Source organism: Micromonospora sp. USAFONa4, from assembly GCF_057197825.1.
Genome location: NZ_CM170072.1, coordinates 1256344 through 1281749 on the forward strand (window position 1 = coordinate 1256344; position 25406 = coordinate 1281749).

Annotated in this window: 23 protein-coding genes; 9 read left to right on the forward strand and 14 right to left on the reverse strand. The window is 73.4% G+C overall.

The annotated features are described in order from the left end of the window. Position 1: 1 nt before the first annotated feature. From zwf to pgl, 3 genes are all read left to right on the forward strand, one after another. Complete coding sequence (gene zwf, locus AC0OO9_RS04920; RefSeq protein ID WP_421451779.1) at positions 2-1552, forward strand: glucose-6-phosphate dehydrogenase; 1551 nt, start codon at positions 2-4, stop codon at positions 1550-1552. A gap of 85 nt (positions 1553-1637) precedes the next feature. Next, positions 1638-2654 carry a glucose-6-phosphate dehydrogenase assembly protein OpcA gene (locus AC0OO9_RS04925; RefSeq protein WP_484515919.1) on the forward strand — a complete coding sequence of 339 codons (1017 nt, stop codon included), beginning with the start codon at positions 1638-1640 and terminating at the stop codon, positions 2652-2654. A 67-nt stretch (positions 2655-2721) separates the two neighbouring features. After that, positions 2722-3492, forward strand: coding sequence for a 6-phosphogluconolactonase (gene pgl / locus AC0OO9_RS04930; protein WP_484515921.1), 771 nt, complete (start codon positions 2722-2724; stop codon positions 3490-3492). A 62-nt stretch (positions 3493-3554) separates the two neighbouring features. Here pgl and AC0OO9_RS04935 read toward each other — a convergent pair whose 3' ends face one another. From AC0OO9_RS04935 to rapZ, 8 genes are all read right to left on the reverse strand, one after another. Next, complete coding sequence (locus tag AC0OO9_RS04935; protein WP_421451786.1) at positions 3555-3893, reverse strand: RNA polymerase-binding protein RbpA; 339 nt, start codon at positions 3891-3893, stop codon at positions 3555-3557. 131 nt (positions 3894-4024) lie between these two features. Then, the gene (secG, locus tag AC0OO9_RS04940; protein WP_088999360.1) at positions 4025-4288 is read right to left on the reverse strand and encodes a preprotein translocase subunit SecG; all 264 of its coding nucleotides are present in this window, start codon (positions 4286-4288) and stop codon (positions 4025-4027) included. A 95-nt stretch (positions 4289-4383) separates the two neighbouring features. Next, on the reverse strand, positions 4384-5175 hold the full coding sequence (gene tpiA, locus AC0OO9_RS04945; RefSeq protein WP_132240338.1) for a triose-phosphate isomerase: 792 nt from the start codon (positions 5173-5175) through the stop codon (positions 4384-4386). Continuing rightward, positions 5175-6374 (reverse strand): phosphoglycerate kinase, encoded by a 1200-nt coding sequence (locus tag AC0OO9_RS04950; RefSeq protein ID WP_484515923.1) that lies wholly within the window; start codon positions 6372-6374, stop codon positions 5175-5177. The genes tpiA and AC0OO9_RS04950 overlap by 1 nt, the downstream gene beginning before the upstream one ends. A 35-nt stretch (positions 6375-6409) precedes the next feature. Further along, a complete protein-coding gene (gap, locus tag AC0OO9_RS04955) occupies positions 6410-7414 on the reverse strand; it encodes a type I glyceraldehyde-3-phosphate dehydrogenase (protein WP_132240340.1) in 1005 nt (334 codons plus the stop codon). A gap of 264 nt (positions 7415-7678) precedes the next feature. After that, positions 7679-8659 (reverse strand): DNA-binding protein WhiA, encoded by a 981-nt coding sequence (gene whiA, locus AC0OO9_RS04960; RefSeq protein WP_088999356.1) that lies wholly within the window; start codon positions 8657-8659, stop codon positions 7679-7681. A gap of 54 nt (positions 8660-8713) precedes the next feature. Continuing rightward, on the reverse strand, positions 8714-9862 hold the full coding sequence (locus AC0OO9_RS04965) for a gluconeogenesis factor YvcK family protein (RefSeq protein WP_484515926.1): 1149 nt from the start codon (positions 9860-9862) through the stop codon (positions 8714-8716). Further along, positions 9859-10746: an RNase adapter RapZ gene (gene rapZ / locus AC0OO9_RS04970; protein ID WP_484517854.1), complete on the reverse strand. Its 888-nt coding sequence runs from the start codon at positions 10744-10746 to the stop codon at positions 9859-9861. The genes AC0OO9_RS04965 and rapZ overlap by 4 nt, the downstream gene beginning before the upstream one ends. A 292-nt stretch (positions 10747-11038) precedes the next feature. On the opposite strand from rapZ, the gene AC0OO9_RS04975 reads away from it, so the two are divergent. Both AC0OO9_RS04975 and recQ read left to right on the forward strand, forming a co-directional pair. Further along, complete coding sequence (locus AC0OO9_RS04975) at positions 11039-11383, forward strand: hypothetical protein (RefSeq protein ID WP_484515927.1); 345 nt, start codon at positions 11039-11041, stop codon at positions 11381-11383. Positions 11384-11493: 110 nt separating this feature from the next. Next, positions 11494-13332 carry a DNA helicase RecQ gene (recQ, locus tag AC0OO9_RS04980; RefSeq protein WP_484515929.1) on the forward strand — a complete coding sequence of 613 codons (1839 nt, stop codon included), beginning with the start codon at positions 11494-11496 and terminating at the stop codon, positions 13330-13332. 103 nt (positions 13333-13435) lie between these two features. On the opposite strand, the gene uvrC is transcribed toward recQ, so the two are convergent. Beyond that, on the reverse strand, positions 13436-15508 hold the full coding sequence (uvrC, locus tag AC0OO9_RS04985) for an excinuclease ABC subunit UvrC (RefSeq protein ID WP_484515931.1): 2073 nt from the start codon (positions 15506-15508) through the stop codon (positions 13436-13438). 142 nt (positions 15509-15650) lie between these two features. Between uvrC and AC0OO9_RS04990 the strand changes: the two genes are divergently transcribed. Continuing rightward, on the forward strand, positions 15651-16949 hold the full coding sequence (locus tag AC0OO9_RS04990; protein WP_484515932.1) for an MFS transporter: 1299 nt from the start codon (positions 15651-15653) through the stop codon (positions 16947-16949). Between the two features lie 45 nt (positions 16950-16994). On the opposite strand, the gene AC0OO9_RS04995 is transcribed toward AC0OO9_RS04990, so the two are convergent. The 3 genes from AC0OO9_RS04995 to rsgA all read right to left on the reverse strand — a co-directional run bounded on the left by AC0OO9_RS04995 (position 16995) and on the right by rsgA (position 21997). Next, positions 16995-17477 (reverse strand): Rieske (2Fe-2S) protein, encoded by a 483-nt coding sequence (locus tag AC0OO9_RS04995; protein WP_151456977.1) that lies wholly within the window; start codon positions 17475-17477, stop codon positions 16995-16997. Between the two features lie 213 nt (positions 17478-17690). Beyond that, positions 17691-20633: an excinuclease ABC subunit UvrA gene (gene uvrA, locus AC0OO9_RS05000; RefSeq protein WP_484515934.1), complete on the reverse strand. Its 2943-nt coding sequence runs from the start codon at positions 20631-20633 to the stop codon at positions 17691-17693. Between the two features lie 311 nt (positions 20634-20944). Beyond that, positions 20945-21997 (reverse strand): ribosome small subunit-dependent GTPase A, encoded by a 1053-nt coding sequence (gene rsgA / locus AC0OO9_RS05005; protein ID WP_421451811.1) that lies wholly within the window; start codon positions 21995-21997, stop codon positions 20945-20947. A gap of 169 nt (positions 21998-22166) precedes the next feature. On the opposite strand from rsgA, the gene AC0OO9_RS05010 reads away from it, so the two are divergent. After that, entirely contained in the window at positions 22167-22883 is a 717-nt protein-coding gene (locus AC0OO9_RS05010) for a maleylpyruvate isomerase family mycothiol-dependent enzyme (protein WP_484515935.1), read from the forward strand. An 8-nt stretch (positions 22884-22891) separates the two neighbouring features. After that, the gene (locus tag AC0OO9_RS05015) at positions 22892-23545 is read left to right on the forward strand and encodes an MBL fold metallo-hydrolase (RefSeq protein ID WP_484515937.1); all 654 of its coding nucleotides are present in this window, start codon (positions 22892-22894) and stop codon (positions 23543-23545) included. An 87-nt stretch (positions 23546-23632) separates the two neighbouring features. On the opposite strand, the gene AC0OO9_RS05020 is transcribed toward AC0OO9_RS05015, so the two are convergent. Beyond that, positions 23633-24244 carry a DedA family protein gene (locus AC0OO9_RS05020; RefSeq protein ID WP_421451819.1) on the reverse strand — a complete coding sequence of 204 codons (612 nt, stop codon included), beginning with the start codon at positions 24242-24244 and terminating at the stop codon, positions 23633-23635. 97 nt (positions 24245-24341) lie between these two features. Then, the gene (locus AC0OO9_RS05025; protein ID WP_484515938.1) at positions 24342-25025 is read right to left on the reverse strand and encodes a class I SAM-dependent methyltransferase; all 684 of its coding nucleotides are present in this window, start codon (positions 25023-25025) and stop codon (positions 24342-24344) included. 163 nt (positions 25026-25188) lie between these two features. Here AC0OO9_RS05025 and AC0OO9_RS05030 point away from each other — a divergent pair, with 163 nt between their 5' ends. Further along, a complete protein-coding gene (locus AC0OO9_RS05030; protein ID WP_007462771.1) occupies positions 25189-25392 on the forward strand; it encodes a cold-shock protein in 204 nt (67 codons plus the stop codon). The last annotated feature ends 14 nt before the right edge of the window (positions 25393-25406 follow it).

Below are 25406 nucleotides of genomic sequence, written 5' to 3' on the forward strand. Positions count from 1 at the left end.
GATGAGGACCGTGGATGACGCGGAGCGAGGAGGCGGCGTGAACCCGCTGCGCGACCCGCAGGACCGCCGGCTGCCGAGGATCCCGGAGCCGTGCGCTCTGGTGATCTTCGGCGTCACCGGTGACCTGGCCCGCAAGAAGCTCCTCCCGGCCGTGTACGACCTGGCGAACCGGGGGCTGCTGCCCCCGGGCTTCGCCGTGCTCGGCTTCGCCCGGCGGGACTGGGGCGACGGGGACTTCGAGTCGCTCGCCCACGAGGCCGCCAAGAAGCACGCCCGCACCCCCTGGCGGGAGGAGGTGTGGGCGCGGCTGGTGGGCAACATCAAGTTCGTCGGCGGATCGTTCGACGACGACGCCGCGTTCGACCACCTCTCCGAGATGCTGGACGAGCTGCGCCAGACGCACGGGATCCCGGGCAACGCCGCCTTCTACTTCTCCATCCCCCCGGCGGCGTTCCCCGTGGTCCTCAAGCAGCTGGCCCGCACCGGGATGGCCGACAACGCCAAGTCCGGCGGCTGGCGCCGGGTGGTGGTGGAGAAGCCGTTCGGGCACGACCTGCCCTCGGCGAAGGCGCTCAACGACCTGGTCGACGACGTCTTCACCCGCGAGGACGTCTTCCGTATCGACCACTACCTGGGCAAGGAGACCGTCCAGAACATCCTCGCCCTGCGGTTCGCCAACAACCTGTTCGAGCCGCTGTGGAACTCCAAGTACGTCGACTCGGTGCAGATCACCATGGCCGAGGACGTCGGCATCGGCACCCGCGCCGGCTTCTACGACTCGGCCGGCGCGGCCCGCGACGTGTTCCAGAACCACCTGCTCCAACTGCTGGCGCTGGTGGCGATGGAGGAGCCGACGAGCTTCGACGCCGACGAGATCCGCACGGAGAAGCTCAAGGTGCTCCGGGCGATCACCCTGCCCAAGGACGTCGCCGAGGGCACCGTGCGCGGCCAGTACCTGCCCGGCTGGGTGGGGGGCGAGCGTGCCGTCGGGTACCTGGAGGAGGAGGGCGTCCCGGAGGACTCGACCACGGAGACCTACGTGGCCGTCCGGCTCGGCATCCAGAACCGCCGCTGGGCGGAGGTGCCGTTCTACATCCGGGCCGGCAAGCGGCTGCCGCGCCGCGTCACCGAGGTCGCCATCATGTTCAAGAGGGCGCCGCACCTGCCGTTCAACGAGGCCGACATGGAGTCGCTCGGCAACAACCAGCTCGTGATCCGGGTGCAGCCGGACGAGGGCGTCGTGCTCAAGTTCGGCTCCAAGGTGCCCGGCACCACGATGGAGGTCCGCGACATCGCGATGGACTTCCAGTACGGCGAGGCGTTCACCGAGGCCAGCCCCGAGGCGTACGAGCGGCTCGTGCTGGACGTGCTGATCGGCGACCGTACCCTCTTCCCCGACGCCGCCGAGGTCGAGCAGAGCTGGCAGGTGGTGGACCCGCTGGAGCGCGCGTGGGCGGGCACGAAGCCGGAGCCGTACCGGGCCGGCGAGTGGGGTCCCCGCGCCGCCGACGAGATGCTGGCCCGCGAGGGCCGGGCGTGGCGGCGGGCGTGAGGAGTGAGCCGGTCCTGCGAGCCCCGCAGCCGCGAACGAAGGCAGGTGCCGTGACCGGGCGCAGCGAGCAGACCAGGAGGCTCCATTGATCGGCCTGTGGGACACCACCGGGAACGAGGTGGTCAAGGCGCTGGCCGCCGAGCGGCGCAGCGCGGGCGGGGTGGCCAGCGGCATGGCGCTCACCCTGATCGTGGTGGTGGACGAGAAGCGGGTCCGCGAGGCGGAGGCGGCGGCGACGATAGCGGCCGCCGCCCACCCCTGCCGGCTACTGGTGGTCGTCCGCACCGACGTGGAGCGCGAGCGCAACCGGCTGGACGCGGAGATCGTCGTCGGCGGCCGGCTCGGCCCGTGCGAGGCGGTGGTCACCCGGATGTACGGGCGACTCGCCCTGCACGCGGAGTCGGTGGTGATGCCGCTGCTGGTGCCGGACGTGCCGGTGGTGACGTGGTGGCACGGCGAGCCGCCGGCCGAGATCGCCACGGACTTCCTCGGCGTGGTGGCCGACCGGCGGATCACCGACTGCGCGCAGGCCGCCGACCCGATCGAGGCGATGCGCCAGCGGGCCCGGGACTACGCGCCCGGCGACACCGACCTGGCGTGGACCCGGATCACCCCGTGGCGCACGCTCGTGGCGGGCGCGTTCGACACCACGCAGGCCAAGGTGACGGAGGCGACCGTGGTGGGCCCGCCCACCGACCCGACCGCCGCGCTGATGCAGGGCTGGCTGGCCGCGCGCCTCGGCATCGAGCCGGTGTGGGAGCACACCGACGCGTCGCCGCGGATGCGGGAGGTGCAGCTGCGCTGCGCCAACGGCGACACGCTGACGCTGAGCCGGGACGACAGCGTGGCGACGTTCCGGCGTACCGGCCAGGAGGACCGGCAGCTGCCGCTCGTCCGGCGGCCCCTCGGCGACGAGTTGGCCGAGGAGCTGCGCCGGCTCGACGCCGACCAGGTCTACGCGGAGGCGCTGGGCACGGCGGCCGGGCTGGCCGACCTCGACCAGCGCCCACCGCAGCGGGTGCACGTCTGGAAGGACCCGGCCACGGCCCAGCGGGCCGAGGCGGGGGTCACCGCGCACGTGGGAACGAGCGCCGAGCGCTGAGCGCCCGACTACCCGGGGCACCACGGAGGACCGGCCGCGCGGCGGCCGGAGAAACGAAGGCACACAGATGAGTGAGGCGAGTGTCGCCGTCCACGCCGACGCAGACCTGCTGGCCCAGGCGGTGGCCGCCCGGTTGGTGGTCAAGCTGCTCGACGCGCAGGCCGAGCGGGGCCAGGCGTCGGTGGTGCTGACCGGCGGGCGGATAGCCGCAGCGGTGCACCGGGCGGTGGCGGCGCTGCCGGCCCGCGACGCCGTGGACTGGTCCCGGGTGGACGTCTGGTGGGGCGACGAGCGGTTCCTGCCCACCGGCGACCCCGAGCGCAACGAGACCCAGGCCCGAGCGGCGCTGCTGGACGCGGTGCCGCTGGACCCGGCCCGGGTCCACCCGATGCCGGCCTCCGACGGTCCGGCCGGGCCCGACCCGGAGGAGGCGGCGGCCCGCTACGCCGAGGAACTGGCCCGCGCGGCGCGGCCGGGACACGCCGCGCTCCCCCACTTCGACGTGCTGATGCTGGGTGTCGGCGAGGACGGGCACGTCGCCTCGGTCTTCCCCGAGCATCCGGTGCACCACGACAGCCGGCCGGTCAGCGCGGTGCGGGGCAGCCCGAAGCCCCCGCCGGTGCGGACCACGCTGACCCTTCCGGCGATCAACACGGCCGAGGAGGTCTGGCTGGTGGCCGGCGGGGCCGACAAGGCACGGGCGGTCGGCATGGCGCTGGCCGGGGCGGGGCCGGTGCAACTGCCGGCGGCCGGCGTACAGGGCACGGGCCGGACCCTCTGGCTGCTGGACCGGGCGGCGGCGGCCGACGTCCCCGCCCGCTTCCGCAGCCTGCGCTGAGGTGTAAGGAAGGGCCCCTTCTCGACGCATAACGTTGAGAAGGGGCCCTTCCTTACACCCGCCTAGCCGGTGGGGCGGCCCCGGCGGCGGCGCAGGGCGGCGAGGGCCTCGGCCAGGATGGCCTCGCCCTCCTCGGCGGTGCGCCGCTCCTTCACGTACGCCAGGTGGGTCTTGTAGGGCTCGGGCCGGACGCGGCCCGGCGGGTTCTGCGCGTCCTGGCCGGCGGGGAGGCCGCAACGCGGGCAGTCCCACACCTGCGGCACCTCGACCTCGGCGGCGAGCCGGATCGCGGTCTGGTGGTCGTTGCGGCACCAGTAGGTCACCGTCCGGCACGGGGCCGGCTGGTGGCGTTCGGGCGCGGATCCGACCCGGGTGCCCGGGATGACGTTGCCGATGGGCACGGCTGCTCGCTCCTGTCGTCGGAGGGGAACCGCCGCGGAGAGGGCGGCGGGCGACGCGGTGCAGCGGGTAAGACGGACTGCGCGCGGCCCGTCGACGACGGACCGCGCGCAGATTGTACGACTTGGCGGGCTCAGACCGTGCCGCTGGCCATCTGGAGGCGGAGCCAGAGCCCCAGCCCGACGATGCAGGCGAACCAGACGATGCCCACCAGGACGGTGTAGCGGTCGAGGTTCTTCTCCGCCACCGAGGAACCGGCGAGGCTGGAGCTGACGCCACCGCCGAACATGCTCGACAACCCGCCGCCCTTACCGCGGTGCAGCAGGATCAGCATGGTCAACAGAACGCTCGTGATGACCAGCAACACGATCAACGTGTATGCGAACCAGATCGGCATGGCTGGGGTCAGTCCTCTCGTTACGATCCTCGCCCGGGCAGATCGGGCACGGTGGCACCGACCGACGGACGGGCGGAGTCAAGGATAGCGAGCGATCAGCGGGAGATGTGCTCCGGGAACCGGCAGATCTTCGCGAACTCCTCGGCGTCCAGGCTCGCGCCGCCCACGAGCGCCCCGTCGACGTCCGGCTGAGCCATGATCGCCGCGACGTTCGACGACTTGACCGACCCGCCGTAGAGGACCCGGACCTTGTCGGCGGTGTCCTGGCCGAAGGACTCGGCCAGGCGCTGACGGACCGCGCCGCACACCTCCTGGGCGTCCTCCGGGGTGGCAGTCTTGCCCGTGCCGATCGCCCAGACCGGCTCGTACGCCACCACGACCTTCTCCACCTGCTCGGCGGTGAGCCCCTTCAGGCCGCCGTCGAGCTGCTCGCTGCAGTGCGCCACGTGGGTGCCCTGCTCGCGGACGTCGAGTCCCTCCCCCACGCAGAGGATCGGGGTGAGCCCGTTGGTCAGCGCCGCCTGCACCTTGGCGTTGACGAGCGCGTCGTCCTCGTGGTGGTAGGCCCGCCGCTCCGAGTGCCCGATCACCACGTAGGTGCAGCCGAGCTTCGCCAGCATCGAGCCGGAGATCTCCCCGGTGTAGGCGCCCGACGCGTACGGCGAGAGGTCCTGCGCGCCGTAGCCGATGAGCAGCTTGTCGCCGTCGACGGCGGTCTGCACCGTACGCAGGTCGGTGAACGGCGGCAGGACCACCGTCTCGACGTCGGTGAGCTGCTTCTCGGTGAGGCTGGCCGCCAGCTTCTGCACCAGCAGGTTGGCCTCGAGGTGGTTGCAGTTCATCTTCCAGTTGCCGGCCATCAGGGGCCGGCGGGTGACGCTCGCCATCAGTTCTCCAGGGCCGCGATGCCGGGGAGGGTCTTGCCCTCCAGGTATTCCAGGGAGGCGCCACCGCCGGTGGAGATGTGCCCGAAGGACGACTCGTCCAGCCCGAGCGCCCGCACCGCGGCGGCGGAGTCACCGCCACCGACGACGGTGAACGCCTCGCTCTTCGCGATGGTCTCGGCGATCCCGCGGGTGCCGTGGGCGAACGCCGGCATCTCGAACACGCCCATCGGGCCGTTCCAGAAGATCGTCCGCGCGCCCTTGAGGGCGGCGGCGAAGCCGGCGACCGTCTCCGGCCCGATGTCGAGCCCGACCCGCTTGCTGGGGATGCCGTCGGCCGGCACGGTGTCGTGCGCGGCGTCCGGGGCGAACGCGTCCGCGGCCACCACGTCGACCGGGAGCATGATCTTGCCCTCGGAGCGCTCCAGCAGGCTGCGGCAGGTCTCGACCATCTCCTCCTCCAGCAGCGAGGAGCCCACCTCGTGGCCCTGCGCCTTGAGGAAGGTGAAGCACATCCCGCCGCCGATGAGCAGCCGGTCGACCGTCGGCAGCAGCGCCTCGATCACCGCCAGCTTGTCGGAGACCTTCGAACCGCCGAGCACCACGACGTACGGGCGCTCCGGCTCGCCGGTCAGGCGGGACAGCACCTCCACCTCGCGCAGCACCAGCCGGCCGGCGACGTGCGGCAGCCGGGCCGGCACGTCGTGGACGCTGGCGTGCTTGCGGTGCACCGCGCCGAACGCGTCGTCGACGTACGCGTCGCCGAAGGCGGCGAGCTGGTCGGCGAAGGCGCCCCGCTCGGTGTCGTCCTTGCTGGTCTCGCCCTTGTTGAAACGCAGGTTCTCCAGCAGCGCGACCTCGCCGTCGGCGAGCGCGTCCACGGTGGAGCGGGCGGACTCGCCGACGGTGTCGGTGGCGAAGTGCACCCGCGTGCCGAGCAGCTCCCCGAGGCGGCCGGCGACCGGGCTCAGGCTGAACTGCGGGTCCGGCGCGCCCTTCGGGCGGCCCAGGTGGGAGCAGACGACCACCTTGGCGCCGGCCTCCACCAGCGCGCCGAGCGTCGGCAGCACGGCGCGGATCCGGCCGTCGTCGGTGATGTCACCGGTCTGCTTGTCGAGCGGGACGTTCAGGTCGGCGCGCACCAGCACGCGCCGACCCGACACCCCCTCGGCGAGCAGGTCGTCGAGGGTACGGATGCTCACTTAGGCCAGGCCTCCGTTCGTGACCGTCGGCTTCGTCACAGGGACTGGCCGACCAGCTTGACCAGGTCGACCAGGCGGTTCGAGTAGCCCCACTCGTTGTCGTACCAGCCGACGACCTTGACCTGGTTGCCGACGACCTTGGTCAGCGGCGCGTCGAAGATGCACGACGCCGGGTCGGTGACGATGTCGGCGGAGACGATCGGGTCCTCGTTGTAGACCAGGATGCCCTTGAGCGGGCCCTCGGCGGCGGCCTTCAGCGCGGCGTTGACCTCGTCCACGGTGGTCTCCCGGGCGACGTCGACGGTGAGGTCGGTGGCCGAGCCGGTCGGGATCGGCACGCGCAGCGCGTAGCCGTCCAGCTTGCCCTTCAGCTCCGGCAGCACCAGGCCGATCGCCTTCGCCGCGCCGGTCGAGGTCGGCACGATGTTCAGGGCGGCGGCGCGGGCCCGACGCAGGTCGGAGTGCGGCGCGTCCTGGAGGTTCTGGTCCTGGGTGTACGCGTGGATCGTCGTCATCAGGCCGTGCTGGATGCCGAACGTGTCGTGCAGGACCTTCGCCATCGGCGCCAGGCAGTTGGTGGTGCAGGAGGCGTTCGAGATGATGGTGTGCTTGGCCGGGTCGTACTGGTCGTGGTTGACGCCCATGACGACCGTGACGTCCTCGTTCTTCGCCGGGGCGGAGATGATGACCTTCTTGGCCCCGCCGTCGACGTGCGCCTTCGCCTTGGTGGCGTCGGTGAAGAAGCCGGTGGACTCGATGACCACGTCCACGCCGGCGTCGCCCCACGGCAGCTTCGACGGGTCCTTCTCGGCGTACGCCTTGATGGTCTTGCCGCCCACGGTGATCTCGTCGGCGGTGGCCTTCACCTCGTGCGGCAGACGACCCAGGATGCTGTCGTACTTGAGCAGGTGGGCGAGCGTCGCGTTGTCGGTCAGGTCGTTGACCGCCACGACCTCGATGTCAGCGCCGGACGCCAGCACTGCCCGGAAGAAGTTGCGGCCGATCCGGCCGAAGCCGTTGATGCCAACCCGGATGGTCACAGGTCCCATCTCCTTGCGTTCTGGTCCGCCGGCGTAAGACCCGGGCCGGCGGAGGTGTGTGCGCCGACCGTTGGAGCCGGCCGTTGACGGTTCATCTCGGCCACCCCGCCGCGGTCTCGAAGGACCTGACCGCCCGAGGCGGTGTGCACGGCGAGGAGTGCCTGTGCCGGCCCCCTTGCCGTACGCAGCGACCTTATCCGAGCGTGCGGCGCAGTGCAGCGCCGGGTGGTGACCCCACCGGCGCCGCCGACCCGCACCGTCCTATCAGACCACGAGCATGTCGGGCGTGACTGCTGCTTCCGTATCCGGGATGCCCAGGTCCCGGGCCCGCTTGTCGGCCAGCGCCAACAGCCGGCGGATCCGGCCGGCGATCGCGTCCTTGGTCAGCGGCGGATCGGCCAGCGCGCCCAGCTCCTCCAGCGAGGCCTGCCGGTGCTCCAGGCGCAGCCGGCCGGCGGAGGTGAGGTGGTTGGGCGCGTCCTCGGCGAGGATCTCCAGCGCCCGGGTCACCCGGGCGGCGGCGGCGACCGCGGCCCGCGCCGAGCGGCGCAGGTTGGCGTCGTCGAAGTTGGCCAGCCGGTTGGCGGTGGCCCGCACCTCGCGGCGCACCCGGCGCTCCTCCCAGGCCAGCACGCTGGAGTGGGCACCGATGCGGGTGAGCAGCGCGGCGATCGCGTCGCCGTCCTTGACCACCACCCGGTCCACGCCGCGCACCTCGCGGTTCTTGGCGGTGATGCCGATCCGCCGGGCCGCGCCCACCAGGGCCAGCGCGGACTCCGGACCCGGGCAGGTGATCTCCAGCGCGCTGGAGCGGCCCGGCTCGGTCAGCGAGCCGTGCGCCATGAACGCGCCGCGCCAGGCCGACACCGCGCAACAGACGTTCGCGGCGACGACGTGCGGCGGCAGCCCCCGCACCGGACGCCCGCGCACGTCGAGCAGCCCGGTCTGCCGCGCGAGGGCCTCACCGTCCTTGACCACCCGCACGATGAAGTGGCTACCCTTGCGCAGGCCACCGGACGCGAGCACGTGGATCTCACTCGGATAGCCGTAGACCTCCGCGATCTCCCGTCGCAGCCGCCGGGCCACCGCCCCCGTGTCGAGTTCGGCCTCCACCACGACCCGACCGGAGACGATGTGCAGCCCGCCGGCGAAGCGCAGCAGCGCCGCCATCTCCGCCCGCCGGCAGCAGGGCTTGGGCACGTCGACCCGACTCAGCTCGTCCTTGACCGCAGCCGTCATCGCCATTGTGCGTCCCCTCACGGACCTGTTCCGGCGTGTCGCCGGAGATTACGTACGTGTCTAACGATCGGCGCCCAGGACAGGCACCAGTGCGGCGCCCAGGGCGGCCGGATCATGACGGGGAGTGCCGTCGGTGACCGCGACGGGAGCGAGGACCAGGCGGGCACCCAGCGATTCTGCCGCACGTTCGACCGGTTCGGGGTCACCCGCCGCCTTGGAATCGGCGACCACACGGTCGACCCTCAGCTCCGGCAGGTACGAGCGCAGCGCGGCCAGATGGTCGGCCTGGGAGAGCCCGGAGGTCTCCTTCTCTGCGGCGAGGTTCAGCGTGACGAGCCGCCGCGCCGGGCTGGCGACGATCGCGGCTGCGAGCTGCGGCACCAGCAGGTGCGGCAGGACGCTCGTGTACCAGCTGCCCGGCCCGAAGATCAGCCAGTCGGCGGCGCCGATCGCGGCGACCGCCTGCGGGCAGGCCTCCGGCGCGACCGGGGTGAGCCGCAACGACTCCACCCGGCCGGTGGTCACCGCGACCTGGTGCTGGCCCGTGATCGTGCGCACCTCGTCCGGCCGGCCCGGGTCGGCGCCGCGTACCCGCGCCTCGATCCCCACCGGCTCGCACGACATCGGCAGCACCCGGCCGACCGCGCCGAGCATCGCGCCGGCGTGCTCCAGGGCGGCCACCGGGTCGCCGAGTAGTTCCATCAGCCCGCAGAGCACCAGGTTGCCCACCGCGTGCCCGGCCAGCCCGCCGGCCTCGCCGCCCGCCCGGCCGGCCGCACCGGCACCCGCCCGTCCTCCGGCGGCCCCACCGGCCGCCCCTCCGGGCGTCCCTTCGGCGCCCCCGGCCGGCCCCGGGTCGGAAGGGGCCCGTCCGGTACCGGAGACCGGTGGGCGGCCCGCCGCTCCGCCCCCGGCGGGAGCCGGGCCGCCAGCGGCGGGCGACACCTCGGCGTAGCGGTGCTGGAAGAGCTTGGCACTGCGCCGGGTGGCCGGATGGTCGCCGGCCAGCGCGACCAGCGCCTGCCGCAGGTCGCCCGGGGGCAGGCCGCCCCGCTCGGCCCGCAGCCGGCCGCTGGAGCCGCCGTCGTCGCCGACGGTGACCACCGCCGTGATGTCGAGGTCCAGCTCGGGAGCGCAGCGGCGCAGGGCGCGCAGCGAGGCGGACAGGCCGTGCCCGCCGCCGAAGGCGACCACACGCGTCGCCGTCACTCGCGCCCCAGGTCCCGGTGCTGCGCGTTGGCGGCCAGACCCGAGTGGCGCAGCCGGGCGGCCAGCTCCTCGGCGATGGCCACACTGCGGTGCTTGCCGCCGGTGCAGCCGACCGCCACCGTCAGGTAGCGCTTGCCCTCCCGCTCGAAGCCGACTGTGGTCGCGTTGACCAGGTCGGCGTACGACCCGACGAAGGCCTCCGCGCCCTCCTGCCCCAGCACGTACGAGCTGACCGCCTCCTCCCGGCCGGTGTGCTCGCGCAACTCCGGCACCCAGTACGGGTTGGGCAGGAAGCGGGCGTCGAGCACGAAGTCGGCGTCCGGCGGCAGGCCGTACTTGAAGCCGAAGGAGAGCACGGTGACCCGCAGCCGGCGGGCGTCCTCGCCGCCGAAGAGCTCCTCGACGCGGCGACGCAGCTGGTTGACGTTCAGGTGGCTGGTGTCGATGATCACGTCGGCCTGGTCGCGGGCCTCCTCCAGCAGGCCGCGCTCCACCGCGATGCCGTCGGCGAGCCGCCCGTCGCCCTGCAACGGGTGCGAGCGCCGGACGCTCTCGAACCGCCGGATCAACACCTCGTCGTCGGCGTCGACGAAGACCACCCGGGGCGAGAAGCCGCGCTCCTTCAGCTCCCGGATCGCCCCCGCCAGGTCGGTGGAGAAGGCGCGCGAGCGCACGTCCAGCACCATCGCCGTACGCCGGGCCGCCCCGCCCGCCTTGAACGCCAGCTCGGCCATGTCGAGCATGAGCGCCTGCGGCAGGTTGTCCACCACGTAGAACCCGACGTTCTCCAACGCCCTCGCCACCGTGCTGCGACCGCCGCCGGAGAGCCCGGTGACCACCACCAGGGTGGTGTCCGACTCCGCCGGTGTCTGCTGCCCGGTCACCGTCGCGCCCCGTTCCTCGGCCGTACGCGCCTCGCTCACCCACTACCCCCAAGCCGTGGCGCCGCGGCCGGCACCCCCGGCCGCGCGTGGTCAATCAGCGACTCTATCCCGCACCATCCGGGCGTTGCCGGCACGTCCCCGGCCGCCGCCGTGGTGGCGTCCGCCCCGACGGAGGGTTTGACCTGGGCGCGAGGGTCGTGCTCCCGACAGGCGGACCCCTTGATGACGATCAGTCACCGTCCATACGCTGCACGTGATCGCCGCAGGTGGCGACTGGTTTCTGGGAGGCGGGATGCACGATCTGGCGGAGAAGAACAAATACGTCGGCTTCCTGTTCATGAGGATCAACCCGGAGTACTTCGCCCTGGGCCGGGAGGGCATCCACGAGGTCTCCGCCGAGCACGCCCGCGACCTGGGCCGCTTCGCCAAGCAGCTCACCCACGTGGTCTGCACCGGGGTCAACGGCCGCTACGACCAGGTGACCATGGTCGAGGCGGACACCCTGGAGGAGATCAACGCGGCGGCCACGGCGTTCCGGATGGGCAACAAGGCCCGCTACATCGAGATCGTCGACATCGTGGTCGGGATGAAGGCCCCGCCGCGCGGGCTGGCCAGGCGTTCCGCCCAGCCCGACTGAGCGACCCGGAGACCGCCGGACCGCGACGCTCCGGTCCGGCGGTCCGCCCTGATCCGCGACCCGCCCGCTCGGGTCCGCCGGCTGTCGGGGGAGGTTCGTAGAATCCCCGGATGGCTTCCCCCACCGACCTGCGCTCCGCCGACGCCCTGGAGGTGCTGCGCCGGGTCTTCGGCTACGACGCCTTCCGCGGCTTCCAGCAGGAGGTGATCGACCACGTGGTGGCCGGCGGCGACGCGCTGGTGCTGATGCCCACCGGCGGCGGCAAGTCGCTGTGCTACCAGATCCCCGCGCTGGTCCGCGACGGCGTGGCGGTGGTGGTCTCCCCGCTGATCGCGCTCATGCAGGACCAGGTCGACGCGCTGACGGCGGTCGGGGTGCGGGCCGGCTTCCTCAACTCGACCCAGGATCTCGACGCCCGCCGCGTGGTGGAGCGGGCGTTCGTCGGCGGCGAGCTGGACCTGCTCTACCTCGCCCCGGAGGCGTTGGGCACCCGCGGGGTGCAGCAGCTGCTCGACCGGGGCAGGATCGCCCTGTTCGCCATCGACGAGGCGCACTGCGTGTCGCAGTGGGGGCACGACTTCCGCCCCGACTACCTCGCCCTGTCGATGCTGCACGAGCGCTGGCCCGACGTGCCCCGCATCGCACTCACCGCCACCGCCACCAGCGCGACCCGCGACGAGATCGCGACCCGGCTCAAGCTCACCGACGCCCGGCACTTCGTGGCGAGCTTCGACCGGCCCAACATCCAGTACCGGATCGTGCCCAAGCGCGAGCCGCGCAAGCAGCTGCTGAGCCTGCTGCGCGACGAGCACCCCGGCGACGCGGGCATCGTCTACTGCCTGTCGCGCGCCTCGGTGGAGAAGACGGCGGAGTTCCTCACCGCCAACGGCGTCGCCGCGCTGCCCTACCACGCCGGCCTGGACGCGGCGACGCGCGCGCGCAACCAGCAGCGCTTCCTGCGCGAGGACGGCCTGGTGATGGTGGCGACCATCGCGTTCGGCATGGGCATCGACAAGCCCGACGTCCGCTTCGTCGCCCACCTCGACCTGCCCAAGTCGGTCGAGGGCTACTACCAGGAGACCGGCCGCGCCGGGCGCGACGGGCTGCCGTCGACCGCCTGGCTGGCGTACGGGCTCCAGGACGTGGTGCAGCAGCGCAAGATGATCGAGACCTCCGACGGGGACCTTGCCCACCGGCGCAACCTCGCCGCCCACCTCGACGCGATGCTCGCCCTCTGCGAGACCGTCCGCTGCCGGCGGGGCCAGCTGCTCGACTACTTCGGCGAGAAGGCGGAAGCCGCCTGCGGCAACTGCGACACCTGCCTCAGCCCGCCGGAGTCCTGGGACGGCACCGTCGCGGCGCAGAAGCTGCTTTCCACGGTCTTCCGGCTCGACCGGGAACGCAACCAGCGCTTCGGCGCGGGGCACTGCGTCGACATCCTGCTCGGCCGCACGACCGACAAGGTCACCCAGTACGGCCACGACTCTTTGACCGTCTTCGGCATCGGCGGCGAGCTGCGCGAGGCCGAGTGGCGCGGTGTGGTGCGGCAACTGCTGGCCGAGGGGCTGCTGGCCGTCGAGGGCGACTACGGCACGTTGGCCCTCACCGAGGCCAGCGCGGAGGTGCTGGGCCGCCGCCGCACGGTGATGATGCGCCGCGAGCCGGAGAAGATCGCCTCGTCCCGGTCGGCGAAGCCACGCGGGGCCGCCACCGTCGTCGCCGAGCTGTCCCCGACCGCCGCCGGGGTCTTCGAGCGGCTGCGCGCCTGGCGGGGGGCCACCGCCAAGGAGCAGGGCGTCCCGGCGTACGTGATCTTCCACGACGCCACGCTGCGGCAGATCGCCACCGACGCGCCCACGTCGCTGGCCGAGCTGTCCGCGGTCAGCGGCGTCGGCGAGAACAAGCTCGCGAAGTACGGCGAGCAGATCCTGGCCGTCCTGGCCGAGTGACGGCCGGCCGCGCCACCGGCCGCGATGTGCACCTGGCCTTCGGGTCGCACCGGGTGCTGCGCGGGCCCGGCCAGGCGTCGGCGCGCGGGCCGACGGCGGCGGGTCAGTCCGCCGCCGGGGCCTTCGCCTCGCCGCCCAGCGCGGCGAGGATCGCCTCGGCGGTGCGCCGGCCCACGCCGGGCACCTCGGTGATCTCCTCGACGGTGGCGGCGGAGAGCCGCTTGAGCGAGCCGAAGTGCCGCAGCAGCGCCTTGCGCCGCACCTCCCCCAGGCCGGGCACCCTGTCGAGCGCCGACTCGGTCATCCGCTTGGAGCGCCGCTGCCGGTGGAAGGTGATGGCGAAGCGGTGCGCCTCGTCGCGCACCCGTTGCAGCAGGTAGAGCCCCTCCGAGGTGCGCGGCAGGATGACCGGGAACTCGTCGTCGGGCAGCCACACCTCCTCCAGCCGCTTGGCCAGGCCGCACAGCGCCACGTCGTCGACGCCCAGCTCCGCGAGCGCCTGGGCCGCCGCCGCGACCTGCGGCGCGCCGCCGTCGACCACCACCAGCTGCGGCGGGTACGCGAACCGGCGCGGCCGTCCGGTGGTCGGGTCGATCAGGACGCCGACGGCGCGCTCGTCGGACCCACCGGACTCGTCGGGCGCGCTGGGCTCGCCGGGTCCGTGGGGCTCGCCGGGTTCGTGGGGCTCGCCGGGAGCGGGCTGCCCGGCCGGGGCGACCGGGTCGTCGGCCGGCTCGACGCCCGCCTCGCCGGTCTCGGCGCGGGCGTCGAGGTAGCGGGCGAAGCGGCGGCGCAGCACCTCGGACATGGCGGAGAGGTCGTCGGTGGCGCCCCGGATGATGAAGCGCCGGTATTCGCTCTTGCGGGGCAGCCCGTCCTCGAAGACGACCATGCTCGCCACCACGTCGGTGCCCTGCATCTGGGAGATGTCGAAGCACTCGATGCGCAGCGGCGAGGTGCGCATGTCGAGCGCCTCGGTGATCTCGTCGAGCGCCTTGCTGCGGGTGGTCAGGTCGCCGGCCCGGCGCAGCTTGTGCCGGGCCAGGGCGTCCTTGGCGTTGCGCTCGACCGTCTCCAGCAACGACCGCTTGTCGCCGCGCTGCGGCACCCGCAGGCTCACCCGGCTGCCCCGGTGGCCGGAGAGCCAGTCGGCAAGCGCGTCGGCGTCGGCGGGCAGCGCCGGCACGAGCAGCTCGCGCGGCACGTCGGCCTCGCCCTGCTCGCCGCCGTAGACCTGGGTGCAGAAGTGGTGCACCAGGTCGCCCGTGCTCAGCTCCTCGGTCTTCTCCACCACCCAGCCGCGCTGGCCACGGACCCGGCCGTCGCGCACGTGGAAGACCTGGACGGCCGCTTCGAGGGGGTCGTCGGCGAACGCGACCACGTCGGCGTCGGTGCCGTCGCCGAGCACGACTGTCTGCTTCTCCATCGCCCGGCGCAGCGCGGCCACGTCGTCGCGCAACCGGGCCGCCCGCTCGAACTCCAGCTGCTCGCTGGCCTCGGTCATCTCCCGTTCGAGCCGGCGCACCATCGTGTCGGTGCGGCCGCCCATGAAGTCGCAGAAACCGTCGACGATCTCCCGGTGCCGCTCGGGCGTGACGCTGCCGACGCAGGGGGCCGAACACTTGCCGATGTAACCCAGCAGGCAGGGGCGGCCCACCTGGCTGGCGCGCTTGAACACCCCCGCCGAGCAGGTGCGCGCCGGGAAGACCCGCAGCAGCAGGTCGAGCGTCTCGCGGATCGCCCAGGCGTGCGAGTAGGGCCCGAAGTAGCGCACCCCCTTGCGCTTGGCGCCCCGCATCACCTGCAACCGGGGGAACTCCTCGTCGAGGGTGACCGCGAGGTAGGGGTAGGACTTGTCGTCGCGGTAGCGGACATTGAAACGCGGGTCGTACTGCTTGATCCAGGTGTATTCGAGCTGGAGCGCCTCGACCTCGGTGCCGACGGTGACCCAGTCCACCGACTCGGCGGTGGTGACCATCTGCTGGGTGCGCTGGTGCAGGCCCCACAGGTCGGCGAAGTAGGAGTTGAGCCGGCTGCGCAGGTTCTTCGCCTTGCCGACGTAGATCACCCGGCCGGTGCCGTCGCGGAACCGGTAGACCCCCGGTGACTCCGGGATGGTGCCGGGCGCGGGACGGTAGGTCGAGGGGTCAGCCACGGCAGCAAGCCTAGTCCGCACCCCCGACAGCCCCCCGGACGCCGCGTCCCCGCCCCGCCCCGCCCGCCGGCCCCCGGCAACCCGAAACTCCGGTGCCGCCGGAGTCGCTCCCCGCTAACATCCGCCCCTGGCCGGCCGACCACGGGGGGGGGGAGACGGGGACATGGGCGCGAACCCCGCGGTACGCAGCCGAGGGAGTGCCGTCCTCGTGGCGGCGCTCACCGTCGACTCGGTCGGCAACGGGCTCTTCCTGCCCCTGTCGCTTGTGTACTTCCTGCGGCTCACCGACGTGCCCCTGGCGCTGCTCGGGGTGCTGCTCAGCGCGGCGACCGTGCTCACCCTGCCGGTGCCGCTGTGGGCGGGATCGCTGGCGGACCGGCTCGGGGCGCTGCCGGTGGTCGTCGCCTCCCAGCTGCTCCAGGCCGCCGGCTACCTGGCGTACGCCTGGGTGCGGGGGCCGGTCGGCGTCTTCGTGGCGGCGGCGCTGGTCGCCGTCGGCGTGCGGTTCTTCTGGTCCGCCGTCTTCACGGCGGTCGCCGACTACGCCGACGGCAGCCCGGGCGGCTGGGCCCGGGACACCTGGTACGCCATCAGCAACGGCGCCCGTACCGCCGGCCTGGCGGTGGGGGGCCTGACCACGGGCGTGGTGGTGGCCGACGGGCGGGCCGGCACCTACCGCGCGGTGGCCTACGCGGCGGCGGCCTGCTTCGCCCTCGCCGCGGTGCTCATCGCCGCCCGGGTGCGGATCCCACCGGCCACCGACCGCCCGGCGGGATCCGGGCGGGGCGGGTACGCCACGCTGCTGCGGGACCGCCCGTTCCTCGCCCTCATCGGCCTGAACACCGTCTTCGCGCTGAGCACCATGATGCTCGGCCTGGCCCTGCCCACGATGATGCTCACGGACCTGCGGGGCCCCGCGTGGCTGACCTCCGCCGTCCTGGCCGGCAACGCGTTCCTCGTGGCCCTGCTGTCGGCGCCCGTCGGCGCTCGCCTGCCGCGGCACCGCCGCACCCGTGCGGTCGCGCTGGCCGCCGCCCTCTGGACGCTCTGGAGCCTCGCCATGGCGACCCTCGGCCCGGGGCGCCTCGGCGTGGTGGCCGCGCTGCTGGTGGCGGCGACGCTGCTGTTCACCGTCGCGGAGCTGGTGCACGCGCCGGCGTCCGCCGCGCTGGCCGCGGCCGCCGCCCCGATCGCCGCCCGGGGCCGCTACCTGGCGGCCTTCCAGTACTCCTTCGCCCTCGCCTCGATGGTCGCGCCGGCCTTCTTCGGCACCCTGTACGAGGTCGGCACCGCCGCGCCCTGGCTGGTGCTGGCGCTGCTCAACGCCGTCGGCGTCGCCGGCATCCTGCTGCTGGAGCGGGGCCTGCCGCCGGCCGCCCTGCGCGAGCCGCCGCCGACGGGCAAGCGGCCGGCAGCGGTCGAGCGGCCGCCGGCGGTCGACGCGGGCGCCGCCGCGGACTGAGCGGGGCCGGCGGCCCGGTTCGGGTCACCGGCCGCACCCGACGGGTCAGGCCAGCGAGATCTGGTCGCCGGTGACCTTGACGTTCTTAGGCGGCAGCGGCTTGGTGGCCGGGCCGCCCTTCACCGAGCCGTCCTCGATCGAGAACTTGCTGAAGTGGCAGGTGCAGTTGATGGTGCCGCCGTCGACGTTCGTCACCGGGCAGCCCTGGTGGGTGCAGATCGAGTCGAACCCCTTGAACTCCCCCTCGCGCGGCTGGGTGATCACCACGCCCTGGGCGGGATAGACGGTGCCGCCGCCGACCGGGATGTCGGCCGTACGGGCCAGCGACTGCGCGCCCTGACGGTCGCCGCCGCCGGCGTCACCGGTGCTGGGCACCGCCGGACCACCGCTGGTCGGGGCCGCCCCGTCGCCGGAGTCGTCGCTGCCGCAGGCGGCCAGGACCACCGCCGCGCCGACCGCGCCCGCGCCCGTGAGGAGGGCGCGTCGCGTCCGCGTCGCCGGCCCGGTCAGCCCCTGATCGTCACTCATGCCTCGCCCTTCTCTCGGCTGCCGCCGCCTGGTCATGATCCGCGGCCACACTCGGGTACACGGATCACTCTGCCCGACGGTTCACCTGATCGGCGACCGAGGGCCACCCGGGGGGTGGGCCGTGGGCCCGCCCCGGGTGGCCCCGTCGGCGATCCGCCCCGTGCCAGCGTGGCCGGGGCGACTGCCCGGGCCACGCGACCTGGGAGCGTGCGGTCAGCGCGCCCCGGCCGGCGCCTTGCGGGGGCGGGTGGACTTGGTGCCGTTGGCCTTGGCCGCCCTGGAGGTGGCCGCCGCCGCGCCCTTCGCGTCGCCGTCGAGCCTGAGCACCTGGCGCAGGAAGTGGCCGGTGTGGCTGCCGGGCACCTCGGCGACATCCTCGGGGGTGCCGGTGGCGAGCACCGTGCCGCCCCGGTGACCGCCCTCGGGGCCCATGTCGATCAGCCAGTCGGCCGTCTTGATGACATCGAGGTTGTGCTCGATGGTGATCACCGTGTTGCCCTTGTCGACCAGCCCTTCGAGCACCATCAGCAGCTTGCGGATGTCCTCGAAGTGCAGGCCGGTGGTCGGCTCGTCGAGGACGTAGACCGTCCGCCCGGTCGAGCGCTTCTGCAGCTCGGAGGCGAGCTTGACCCGCTGCGCCTCGCCGCCGGAGAGCGTGGGCGCGGGCTGGCCGAGCCGGACGTAGCCGAGGCCGACGTCGACAAGCGTCTTGAGGTGCCGGTGGATGGCCGGGATGGCGGAGAAGAACTCGGCCGCCTCCTCGATCGGCATCTCCAGCACGTCGGAGACGGTCTTGCCCTTGTAGTGCACCTCCAGGGTTTCCCGGTTGTAGCGGGCGCCCTTGCAGACCTCGCACGGGACGTACACGTCGGGCAGGAAGTTCATCTCGATCTTGATGGTGCCGTCGCCGGAGCACGCCTCGCAGCGGCCGCCCTTGACGTTGAACGAGAACCGGCCGGGGCCGTAGCCCCGGACCTTGGCCTCGGTGGTCTCGGCGAAGAGCTTGCGGACGTGGTCCCAGACCCCGGTGTAGGTGGCCGGGTTGGAGCGCGGGGTGCGGCCGATCGGCGACTGGTCGACGCCGACCACCTTGTCGACGTGCTCCAGCCCGGAGACCCGGGTGTGTCGGCCGGGCACCAGCCGGGCGCCGTTGATCTGGTTGGCCAGTACCGCGTAGAGGATGTCGTTGACCAGCGTCGACTTGCCGGAGCCGCTGACCCCGGTGACGGCGATGAGCTGACCGAGCGGGAACGACACTGTCAGGTTGCGCAGGTTGTGCTCGCGCGCGCCGTGCACCACCAGCTCGCGTTCCGGGGTCTGGGCGCGGCGCCCCTGCGGCGTCGGGATCGACCGGCGGCCCGACAGGTAGGCCCCGGTCACCGACTCCGGGTTCTCCAGCAGCGCGGGCACGGAGCCGCTGTGCACGATCTTGCCGCCGTGCTCGCCCGCGCCCGGGCCGATGTCGACGATCCAGTCGGCGGTGCGGATCGTGTCCTCGTCGTGCTCGACGACGATCAGCGTGTTGCCCAGGCCGCGCAGCCGGACCAGGGTCTCGATCAGCCGGTGGTTGTCGCGCTGGTGCAGCCCGATCGACGGCTCGTCGAGGACGTAGAGCACCCCGACCAGGCCGGAGCCGATCTGGGTGGCCAGCCGGATGCGCTGCGCCTCGCCGCCGGAGAGGGTGCCGGCCGGGCGGTCCAGGGAGAGGTAGTCGAGGCCGACGTCGAGCAGGAACTTCAGCCGGGCGTTGATCTCCTTGAGCACCCGCTCGGCGATCATCTTCTGCCGGTCGGTCAGCTCGATGCCGGCGAGCAGGTCGGCGGCCTCGCCGACGGAGAGGTTGCAGACCTCGGCGATGCTCCTGCCGGCCAGGGTGACCGCGAGCACCTCGGGCTTGAGCCGGGCGCCACCGCAGGCCGCGCAGGGCACGTCGCGCATGTAGCCCTCGTACTTCTCCCGCGACCACTCCGACTCGGTGTCGGTGTGCCGGCGCTCGATCCACTGCACCACGCCCTCGAAGCCGGTGTAGTAGGAGCGCTCGCGGCCGAACTTGTTGCGGTAGCGCACGTGCACCTGGTCGTCGGAGCCGTGCAGGATCGTCTTCTGCGCCCGCGACGGCAGGGCCCGCCAGGGCGTGTCGACGTCGAAGTGCTCGGCCGCGCCGAGGGCCTCCAGCAGGCGCAGGAAGTATTCCAGGTTGTGCCCGGTCGACCAGGGCTGGACCGCGCCCTCGCGCAGGGTGCGCTCCGGGTCGGGGACGACCAGCTCGGGGTCGACCTCCTTCTTGGTGCCCAGGCCGGTGCACTCGGGGCACGCGCCGTAGGGCGCGTTGAAGGAGAAGACCCGGGGCTCCAGGTCCTCGATCGCCAGCGGGTGGTCGTTGGGGCAGGCCAGGTGCTCGGAGTAGCGCCGCTCGCGGTCCGGGTCGTCCTCGGGCAGGTCGACGAAGTCGAGCAGGACGAGGCCGTTGGACAGGCCCAGGGCGGCCTCGACCGAGTCGGTCAGCCGCTGCTTGGCGCTCGGCTTGACGGTGAGGCGGTCGATCACCACCTCGATCGTGTGCTTCTCCTGCTTCTTCAGCTTCGGGGGCTCGGTCAGCGGGTGCACCACGCCGTCGACCCGGGCCCGGGCGTAGCCCTTGGCCTGGAGCTCGGCGAAGAGGTCGACGTACTCGCCCTTGCGGCCGCGCACCACCGGCGAGAGCACCATGAACTTGGTGCCCTCGGTCATCGCGAGGACCCGGTCGACGATCTGCTGCGGGGTCTGCCGGGAGATCCGCTCGCCGCAGACCGGGCAGTGCGGCTCGCCGATGCGGGCGAAGAGCAGCCGGAGGTAGTCGTAGACCTCGGTGATGGTGCCCACCGTCGAGCGCGGGTTGCGCGAGGTGGACTTCTGGTCGATGGAGACCGCCGGGCTCAGGCCCTCGATGAAGTCGACGTCCGGCTTGTCCATCTGGCCGAGGAACTGCCGCGCGTACGACGACAGCGACTCGACGTAGCGGCGCTGCCCCTCGGCGAAGATCGTGTCGAAGGCCAGGCTCGACTTGCCCGACCCGGAGAGCCCCGTGAACACGATCAGGGCATCCCGGGGCAGGTCGAGACTGACGTCACGCAGGTTGTGCTCGCGCGCGCCACGGATGATCAGTCGGTCGGCCACTGTCCGTGTACTCCCGGGTGAAGAAGATGAGGAGGAAATGTCCGCTCCAAGGCTGCTCTGAGCGGTTGTCTGAGTGGTTGTGGGCGCGCAGAAAGGCGCCTCGGCAACTCTAGCCCCGAGGTACGACAACTTCCCTCGCCGGCACATTCCCCCAGCTCAGCCCGGTCCGCCGCGCCCGAGGAGGCCGGCCCGCCGCGCCCGAGCAAGCGGGTCGCAGCGCCCGAGGAAGCCGATCCGCAGCGGGCGAAGAAGCCGGCCCTGAAGAAACGGGCGGGACCGGTCGACGACCGGTCCCGCCCGTGGTACCTCCGTCAGGGGCGGGCCGCCCGCCGCCGGCCCGCGCGCCAGCCGCCACGCCGCTGCGCGGCCAGCCGGACCTCCCGCCGCCGGCTCTCGAAGGCCAGCTCCCGCTGGAGCTTGCGCCAGCTCTCCCAGCGCCGCGCCGGCAGCTCGCCGGTCTCCAGCGCCTCGCGCACCGCGCAGGCGGGCTCCCCGTCGTGCCCGCAGTCGGCGTACCGGCAGCCGGTGGCCAGCTCGGCGATGTCCGCGAACGCCCGGTCGAGCCCCGCCGAGCCGTCGAGCAGGCCGACCGCCCGTACCCCCGGGGTGTCCAGCACGGCGCCGCCGCCGGGCACCGGGAGCAGCGCCCGCCAGGTGGTGGTGTGCCGGCCCTTGCCGTCGACGCGCCGGATCGCCTGCGTCGGCATCAGCGCCGCCCCGGCCAGCGCGTTGACCAGGCTCGACTTGCCCGCGCCGGACGGGCCGAGCAGGCCGAGCGTGCGGCCGGGCGCCACCTCGGCGCGCAGCGGGTCGAGCCCGGTGCCGCGCTCGGCGCTGACGGCCAGCACCGGCACCCCGGGGGCGATCCCGGCGAGCTGGCGCGCGACGGCCTCCGGGTCGGCCGCCAGGTCGGCCTTGGTGAGCACGACCAGCGGCCGGGCGCCGGACTCGTGCGCCAGGGAGAGCAGCCGTTCGATCCGGCCGACGTCCGGCTCGGGGTGCACGGGCTCCACCACGGCGGCGGCGTCGAGGTTGGCGGCCAGCACCTGGCCGCTGGCGTCCTTGCCGGCGGTCCGCCGGACGAGGGCGGTGCGCCTCGGCAGCACCGCCTCCACGGTGACGTTGCGGTCGGGCCAGGTGCCCAGCAGCACCCAGTCCCCCGCGCAGGGCAGGCGGGTCAGGTCGCGGGCGGCGGCGGCCAGGACCGCCCCGCCCAGGGTGGCGCGGACCGGGCCGTCCGCGCAGAGCACGGTGCAGACGCCGCGGTCCACCCGGGCCACCCGGCCCGGTCGGTGCCCGCCGCGTCGCGGTACGTGTGCCGCCCGCTCGGCATCCCAGCCGAGGGCGGTCAGGTCGATGGTCATGGCATCCTCATCGGTGTCGGAGCGGTTGACGCACGCGTGCTGCTGCCGGCATGGTCACCACCTCCCCGCCGTCCGGTGCCGCGTTACACGCCGACGGTAGGACGCGCCGCGACGCGCCGAAAGCGATTTCCCCGGCGACGCGGAGTCCCCCGGCGGATAGGGTCGGTGGGTGACCACGGATCCGCTTCTGCTGACGGGCGAGGTGGACGCGGCCACGGACCGTCTGCTGCGGACCGCGGCCGCCCTCGACGACACCGACCTCGCCGCCGCCTCGCTGCTGCCGGCGTGGAGCCGGGGGCACGTCCTGGCCCACCTGGCCCGCAACGCCGACGGCTTCGTCAACCTGCTCGTCGCGGCCCGCACCGGCGAGCCGATCCCGATGTACGCCTCCGCGGCGGCCCGGGACGCCGACATCGAGGCCGGGGCGGCCCGCCCGCCCGCCGCCCACCTGGACGACCTGCGCCGCTCGGCCGTCCGGTTCGCCGAGGCGGTCGCCGCGATGCCGGTCGAGGCGTGGGCGGCCACCGTCCAGACGCGGCGCGGCCCCTGGCCGGCGGCCATGCTGGTCTGGGGCCGGCTGCGCGAGATCGAGGTGCACCACGTGGACCTCGACGCCGGCTACCAGCCGGCCGACTGGCCCGAGGCGTTCGGCCACCGGCTGCTGCACGAGGTGGTCGGCGACCTCGCCGACCGCGCCGACGTGCCGCCGATGGTGCTGCGCTTCGACGGCAGCCGGCACGAACTCGTCGTCGGCGACCGGACCGCCGCGCCCACGGTCACCGGCGCCGCCCCCGAACTCGCCGCCTGGCTGATCGGCCGCAGCCCGGGCACCGTGCTGACCGTCACCCCCGACGGCCCTCTGCCGCAACCACCGGAATGGATATAGACGACCTCATGACCTACAGCGGAGACGTCACGCCCGGCGGCGCGCCGGCCGTACGCGAGCTCGACCGGCTCACCATCACGAAGGTGTCGGTGGGCCCGATGGACAACAACGCCTACCTGCTGCGCTGCCGGGCCACCGGCGAGCAGGTGCTGATCGACGCCGCGAACGAGGCGCCCCGGCTGCTCGAACTGGTCGGCGACGCGGGACTGGCCACCGTGGTCACCACCCACCAGCACATGGACCACTGGGTGGCGCTGGAGGAGGTGGTCGCCAAGACCGGTGCCCGGCCCCTGGTGCACGCCGACGACGCGGCCGGGCTGCCGATCGAGGCCGGGACGCTCGCCGACGGCGACAGCGTGCCGGTGGGCGACTGCGCCCTGGAGGTCATCCACGTCAAGGGCCACACCCCCGGCTCGATCGCGCTGCTCTACCGCGACCCGGCGGGGTCGCCGCACCTGTTCACCGGCGACAGTCTCTTCCCCGGCGGGGTCGGCAACACCGACAAGGATCCGGAGCGGTTCTCGGCGCTCATCGACGACGTCGAGCACAAGCTCTTCGACCGGCTGCCCGACGAGACCTGGTTCTACCCGGGTCACGGCAAGGACAGCACGCTCGGCGCGGAACGCCCCGCGCTGCCCCAGTGGCGCGCCCGGGGCTGGTGAACCTCAGCGGGGCCGGGCGCGATCCGCGCCCGGCCCCGCTCCCCCCGTCGGGTTCCCCGGCTTCCGCGTCCCCAGTCGGACGCCGGGTCAGGCCCCGGTGACCGCGCGCACCCGGCGCCGCGTGCCCATCAGCACCGCGCCCGCCAACAGCAGGCCGACCGCCATGGTGACCAGCATCGGGCTGGACTCTCCCGGCAGCAGCCCGGCGAGCGACCGCGAGGCGGTGCCCAGCACCAGGTAGAGACCGGCCCAGGCCGCCGCGCCGAGCGTCGCGCAGCCGAGGAAGCGCGGGTACGACATCCGCAGCCCGCCCGCCGCCAGCGGCAGCAGCGCGTTGAACACCGGCAGGAAGGGCGCTACCAGCACCATCCGGCCGCCCCCGCGCTGGAGCATCCCCTCCGCCGCCGCCCAGCGTGCCTCGCCGATCCAGTCGCCGAGGCGGCTGTGCCGCAGGCGGTCGCCGTACCGCCGGCCGGCGAGGAAGCTCAGCGACCAGCCGGCGAGGCAGCCGGCCACCACCACGGCGAAGGTGGCGGCACCCGTGGTCGGGCCGCCGACCCCCATCGCGGCCAGGATCGCCACGTCGCCGGGGACCAGCACCCCGAGCAGCGGTACGGCGTCGAAGAGCATCACCACCCCGAGCACCCCCATGAGCAGGGTGGTGGGGAGCTCTCCGATCTGGGTCAGCCAATCCGCCATGCCCGTACGCTATGGCCGCCCGGCCACCCCGGACATCGGGTCCGATCCCCCACCGCCCCCTGGTATCGGGCTCGGGGTCGACCCTGAGAGCCCGGGGTCACCGGGGGCGCAGCACCTGCACCCGGCGCACGGTCGAGTCCACGGAGGGCTCGGTGGTCGGCACGGGATAGCTCGCCACCGTCGCCAGCACGCCCGGCGGCAGGTGGCCCCGCCCGGGATCGCCCACCAGCACCTCGGCGCCGCCGGCGGCAGCCCGGCGCAGGAAGGGCAGCACCCGCGCCGCCATCGTCGCGTCGTAGAGGACGTCCCCGGCCAGCAGCAGGTCCACCCCGCCGAGATCGGAGTCGAGCAGGTCGCCGCCGGTGGTCGCGACCGTCACGTCGTTGGCCCGGGCGTTGACGGTGACCGCCGCGACCGCGTAGGGGTCGATGTCGTTGGCGAGCACCCGCTCGGCGCCGGCGAGCGCGGCCGCAATCGCCACCAGGCCGGACCCGGCGGCCAGGTCGAGCACCCGGCGGCCGGCCGCGAGGTCGGGGTGGTCGAGCAGGTGGCGCGCGAGGGCCTGGCCACCGGCCCAGACCGAGGCCCAGTACGGCGCGGGCAGGGCGTGCCCGGCCTGCGCCTCCATCCGGGCCCACCAGACGATGGCGTCCTCGGCCAGGTGCAGCCGGACCTCGGGGACGAACGGGATCCGCACCAGCCGGAGCCGGTCGAGCCCGCCCCCGGGAGCGTCGATCTCCCGCTCGATCTCGGTCAGCGCGTCGGCTGTGGCACCCCTCATCGGGGCAAGCATGCCCCAGCCGACCTCGTCCCGCCCGGCTTTCGCGTCGCCGCGCCGGGAGTTCGGCCAGCGGATCGGGGTTCGGCCGGTTACTCTCGGGGTGGCACCGGGCGATCATCGGTCGACGACCGAGGTTCACCCGCTTTGGAACAGGGAGAGATGCATGGCAACCGGCACGGTTAAGTGGTTCAACTCGGAAAAGGGCTTCGGCTTCATCGAGCAGGATGGCGGAGGGCCGGACGTGTTCGTCCACTACTCGGCCATCGCGTCGAGCGGTTACCGGGAGCTGAACGAGGGCCAGAAGGTCGAGTTCGAGGTGACCCAGGGTCAGAAGGGTCCGCAGGCGGACAACGTCCGCCCGATGTAGATCCCGTGCCGGTG

Coding starts and splice junctions, on each gene's coding strand:
- secG (WP_088999360.1), bottom strand. CDS start 4,288: ATGCCGATCTGGTTCGCATACACGTTGATCGTGTTGCTGGTCATCACG.
- AC0OO9_RS05015 (WP_484515937.1), top strand. CDS start 22,892: ATGACCTACAGCGGAGACGTCACGCCCGGCGGCGCGCCGGCCGTACGC.
- recQ (WP_484515929.1), top strand. CDS start 11,494: ATGGCTTCCCCCACCGACCTGCGCTCCGCCGACGCCCTGGAGGTGCTG.
- AC0OO9_RS05020 (WP_421451819.1), bottom strand. CDS start 24,244: ATGGCGGATTGGCTGACCCAGATCGGAGAGCTCCCCACCACCCTGCTC.
- AC0OO9_RS05025 (WP_484515938.1), bottom strand. CDS start 25,025: ATGAGGGGTGCCACAGCCGACGCGCTGACCGAGATCGAGCGGGAGATC.
- AC0OO9_RS05030 (WP_007462771.1), top strand. CDS start 25,189: ATGGCAACCGGCACGGTTAAGTGGTTCAACTCGGAAAAGGGCTTCGGC.
- pgl (WP_484515921.1), top strand. CDS start 2,722: ATGAGTGAGGCGAGTGTCGCCGTCCACGCCGACGCAGACCTGCTGGCC.
- zwf (WP_421451779.1), top strand. CDS start 2: ATGAGGACCGTGGATGACGCGGAGCGAGGAGGCGGCGTGAACCCGCTG.
- AC0OO9_RS04975 (WP_484515927.1), top strand. CDS start 11,039: ATGCACGATCTGGCGGAGAAGAACAAATACGTCGGCTTCCTGTTCATG.
- whiA (WP_088999356.1), bottom strand. CDS start 8,659: ATGGCGATGACGGCTGCGGTCAAGGACGAGCTGAGTCGGGTCGACGTG.
- tpiA (WP_132240338.1), bottom strand. CDS start 5,175: ATGGCGAGCGTCACCCGCCGGCCCCTGATGGCCGGCAACTGGAAGATG.
- AC0OO9_RS04995 (WP_151456977.1), bottom strand. CDS start 17,477: ATGAGTGACGATCAGGGGCTGACCGGGCCGGCGACGCGGACGCGACGC.
- rsgA (WP_421451811.1), bottom strand. CDS start 21,997: ATGACCATCGACCTGACCGCCCTCGGCTGGGATGCCGAGCGGGCGGCA.
- AC0OO9_RS04990 (WP_484515932.1), top strand. CDS start 15,651: ATGGGCGCGAACCCCGCGGTACGCAGCCGAGGGAGTGCCGTCCTCGTG.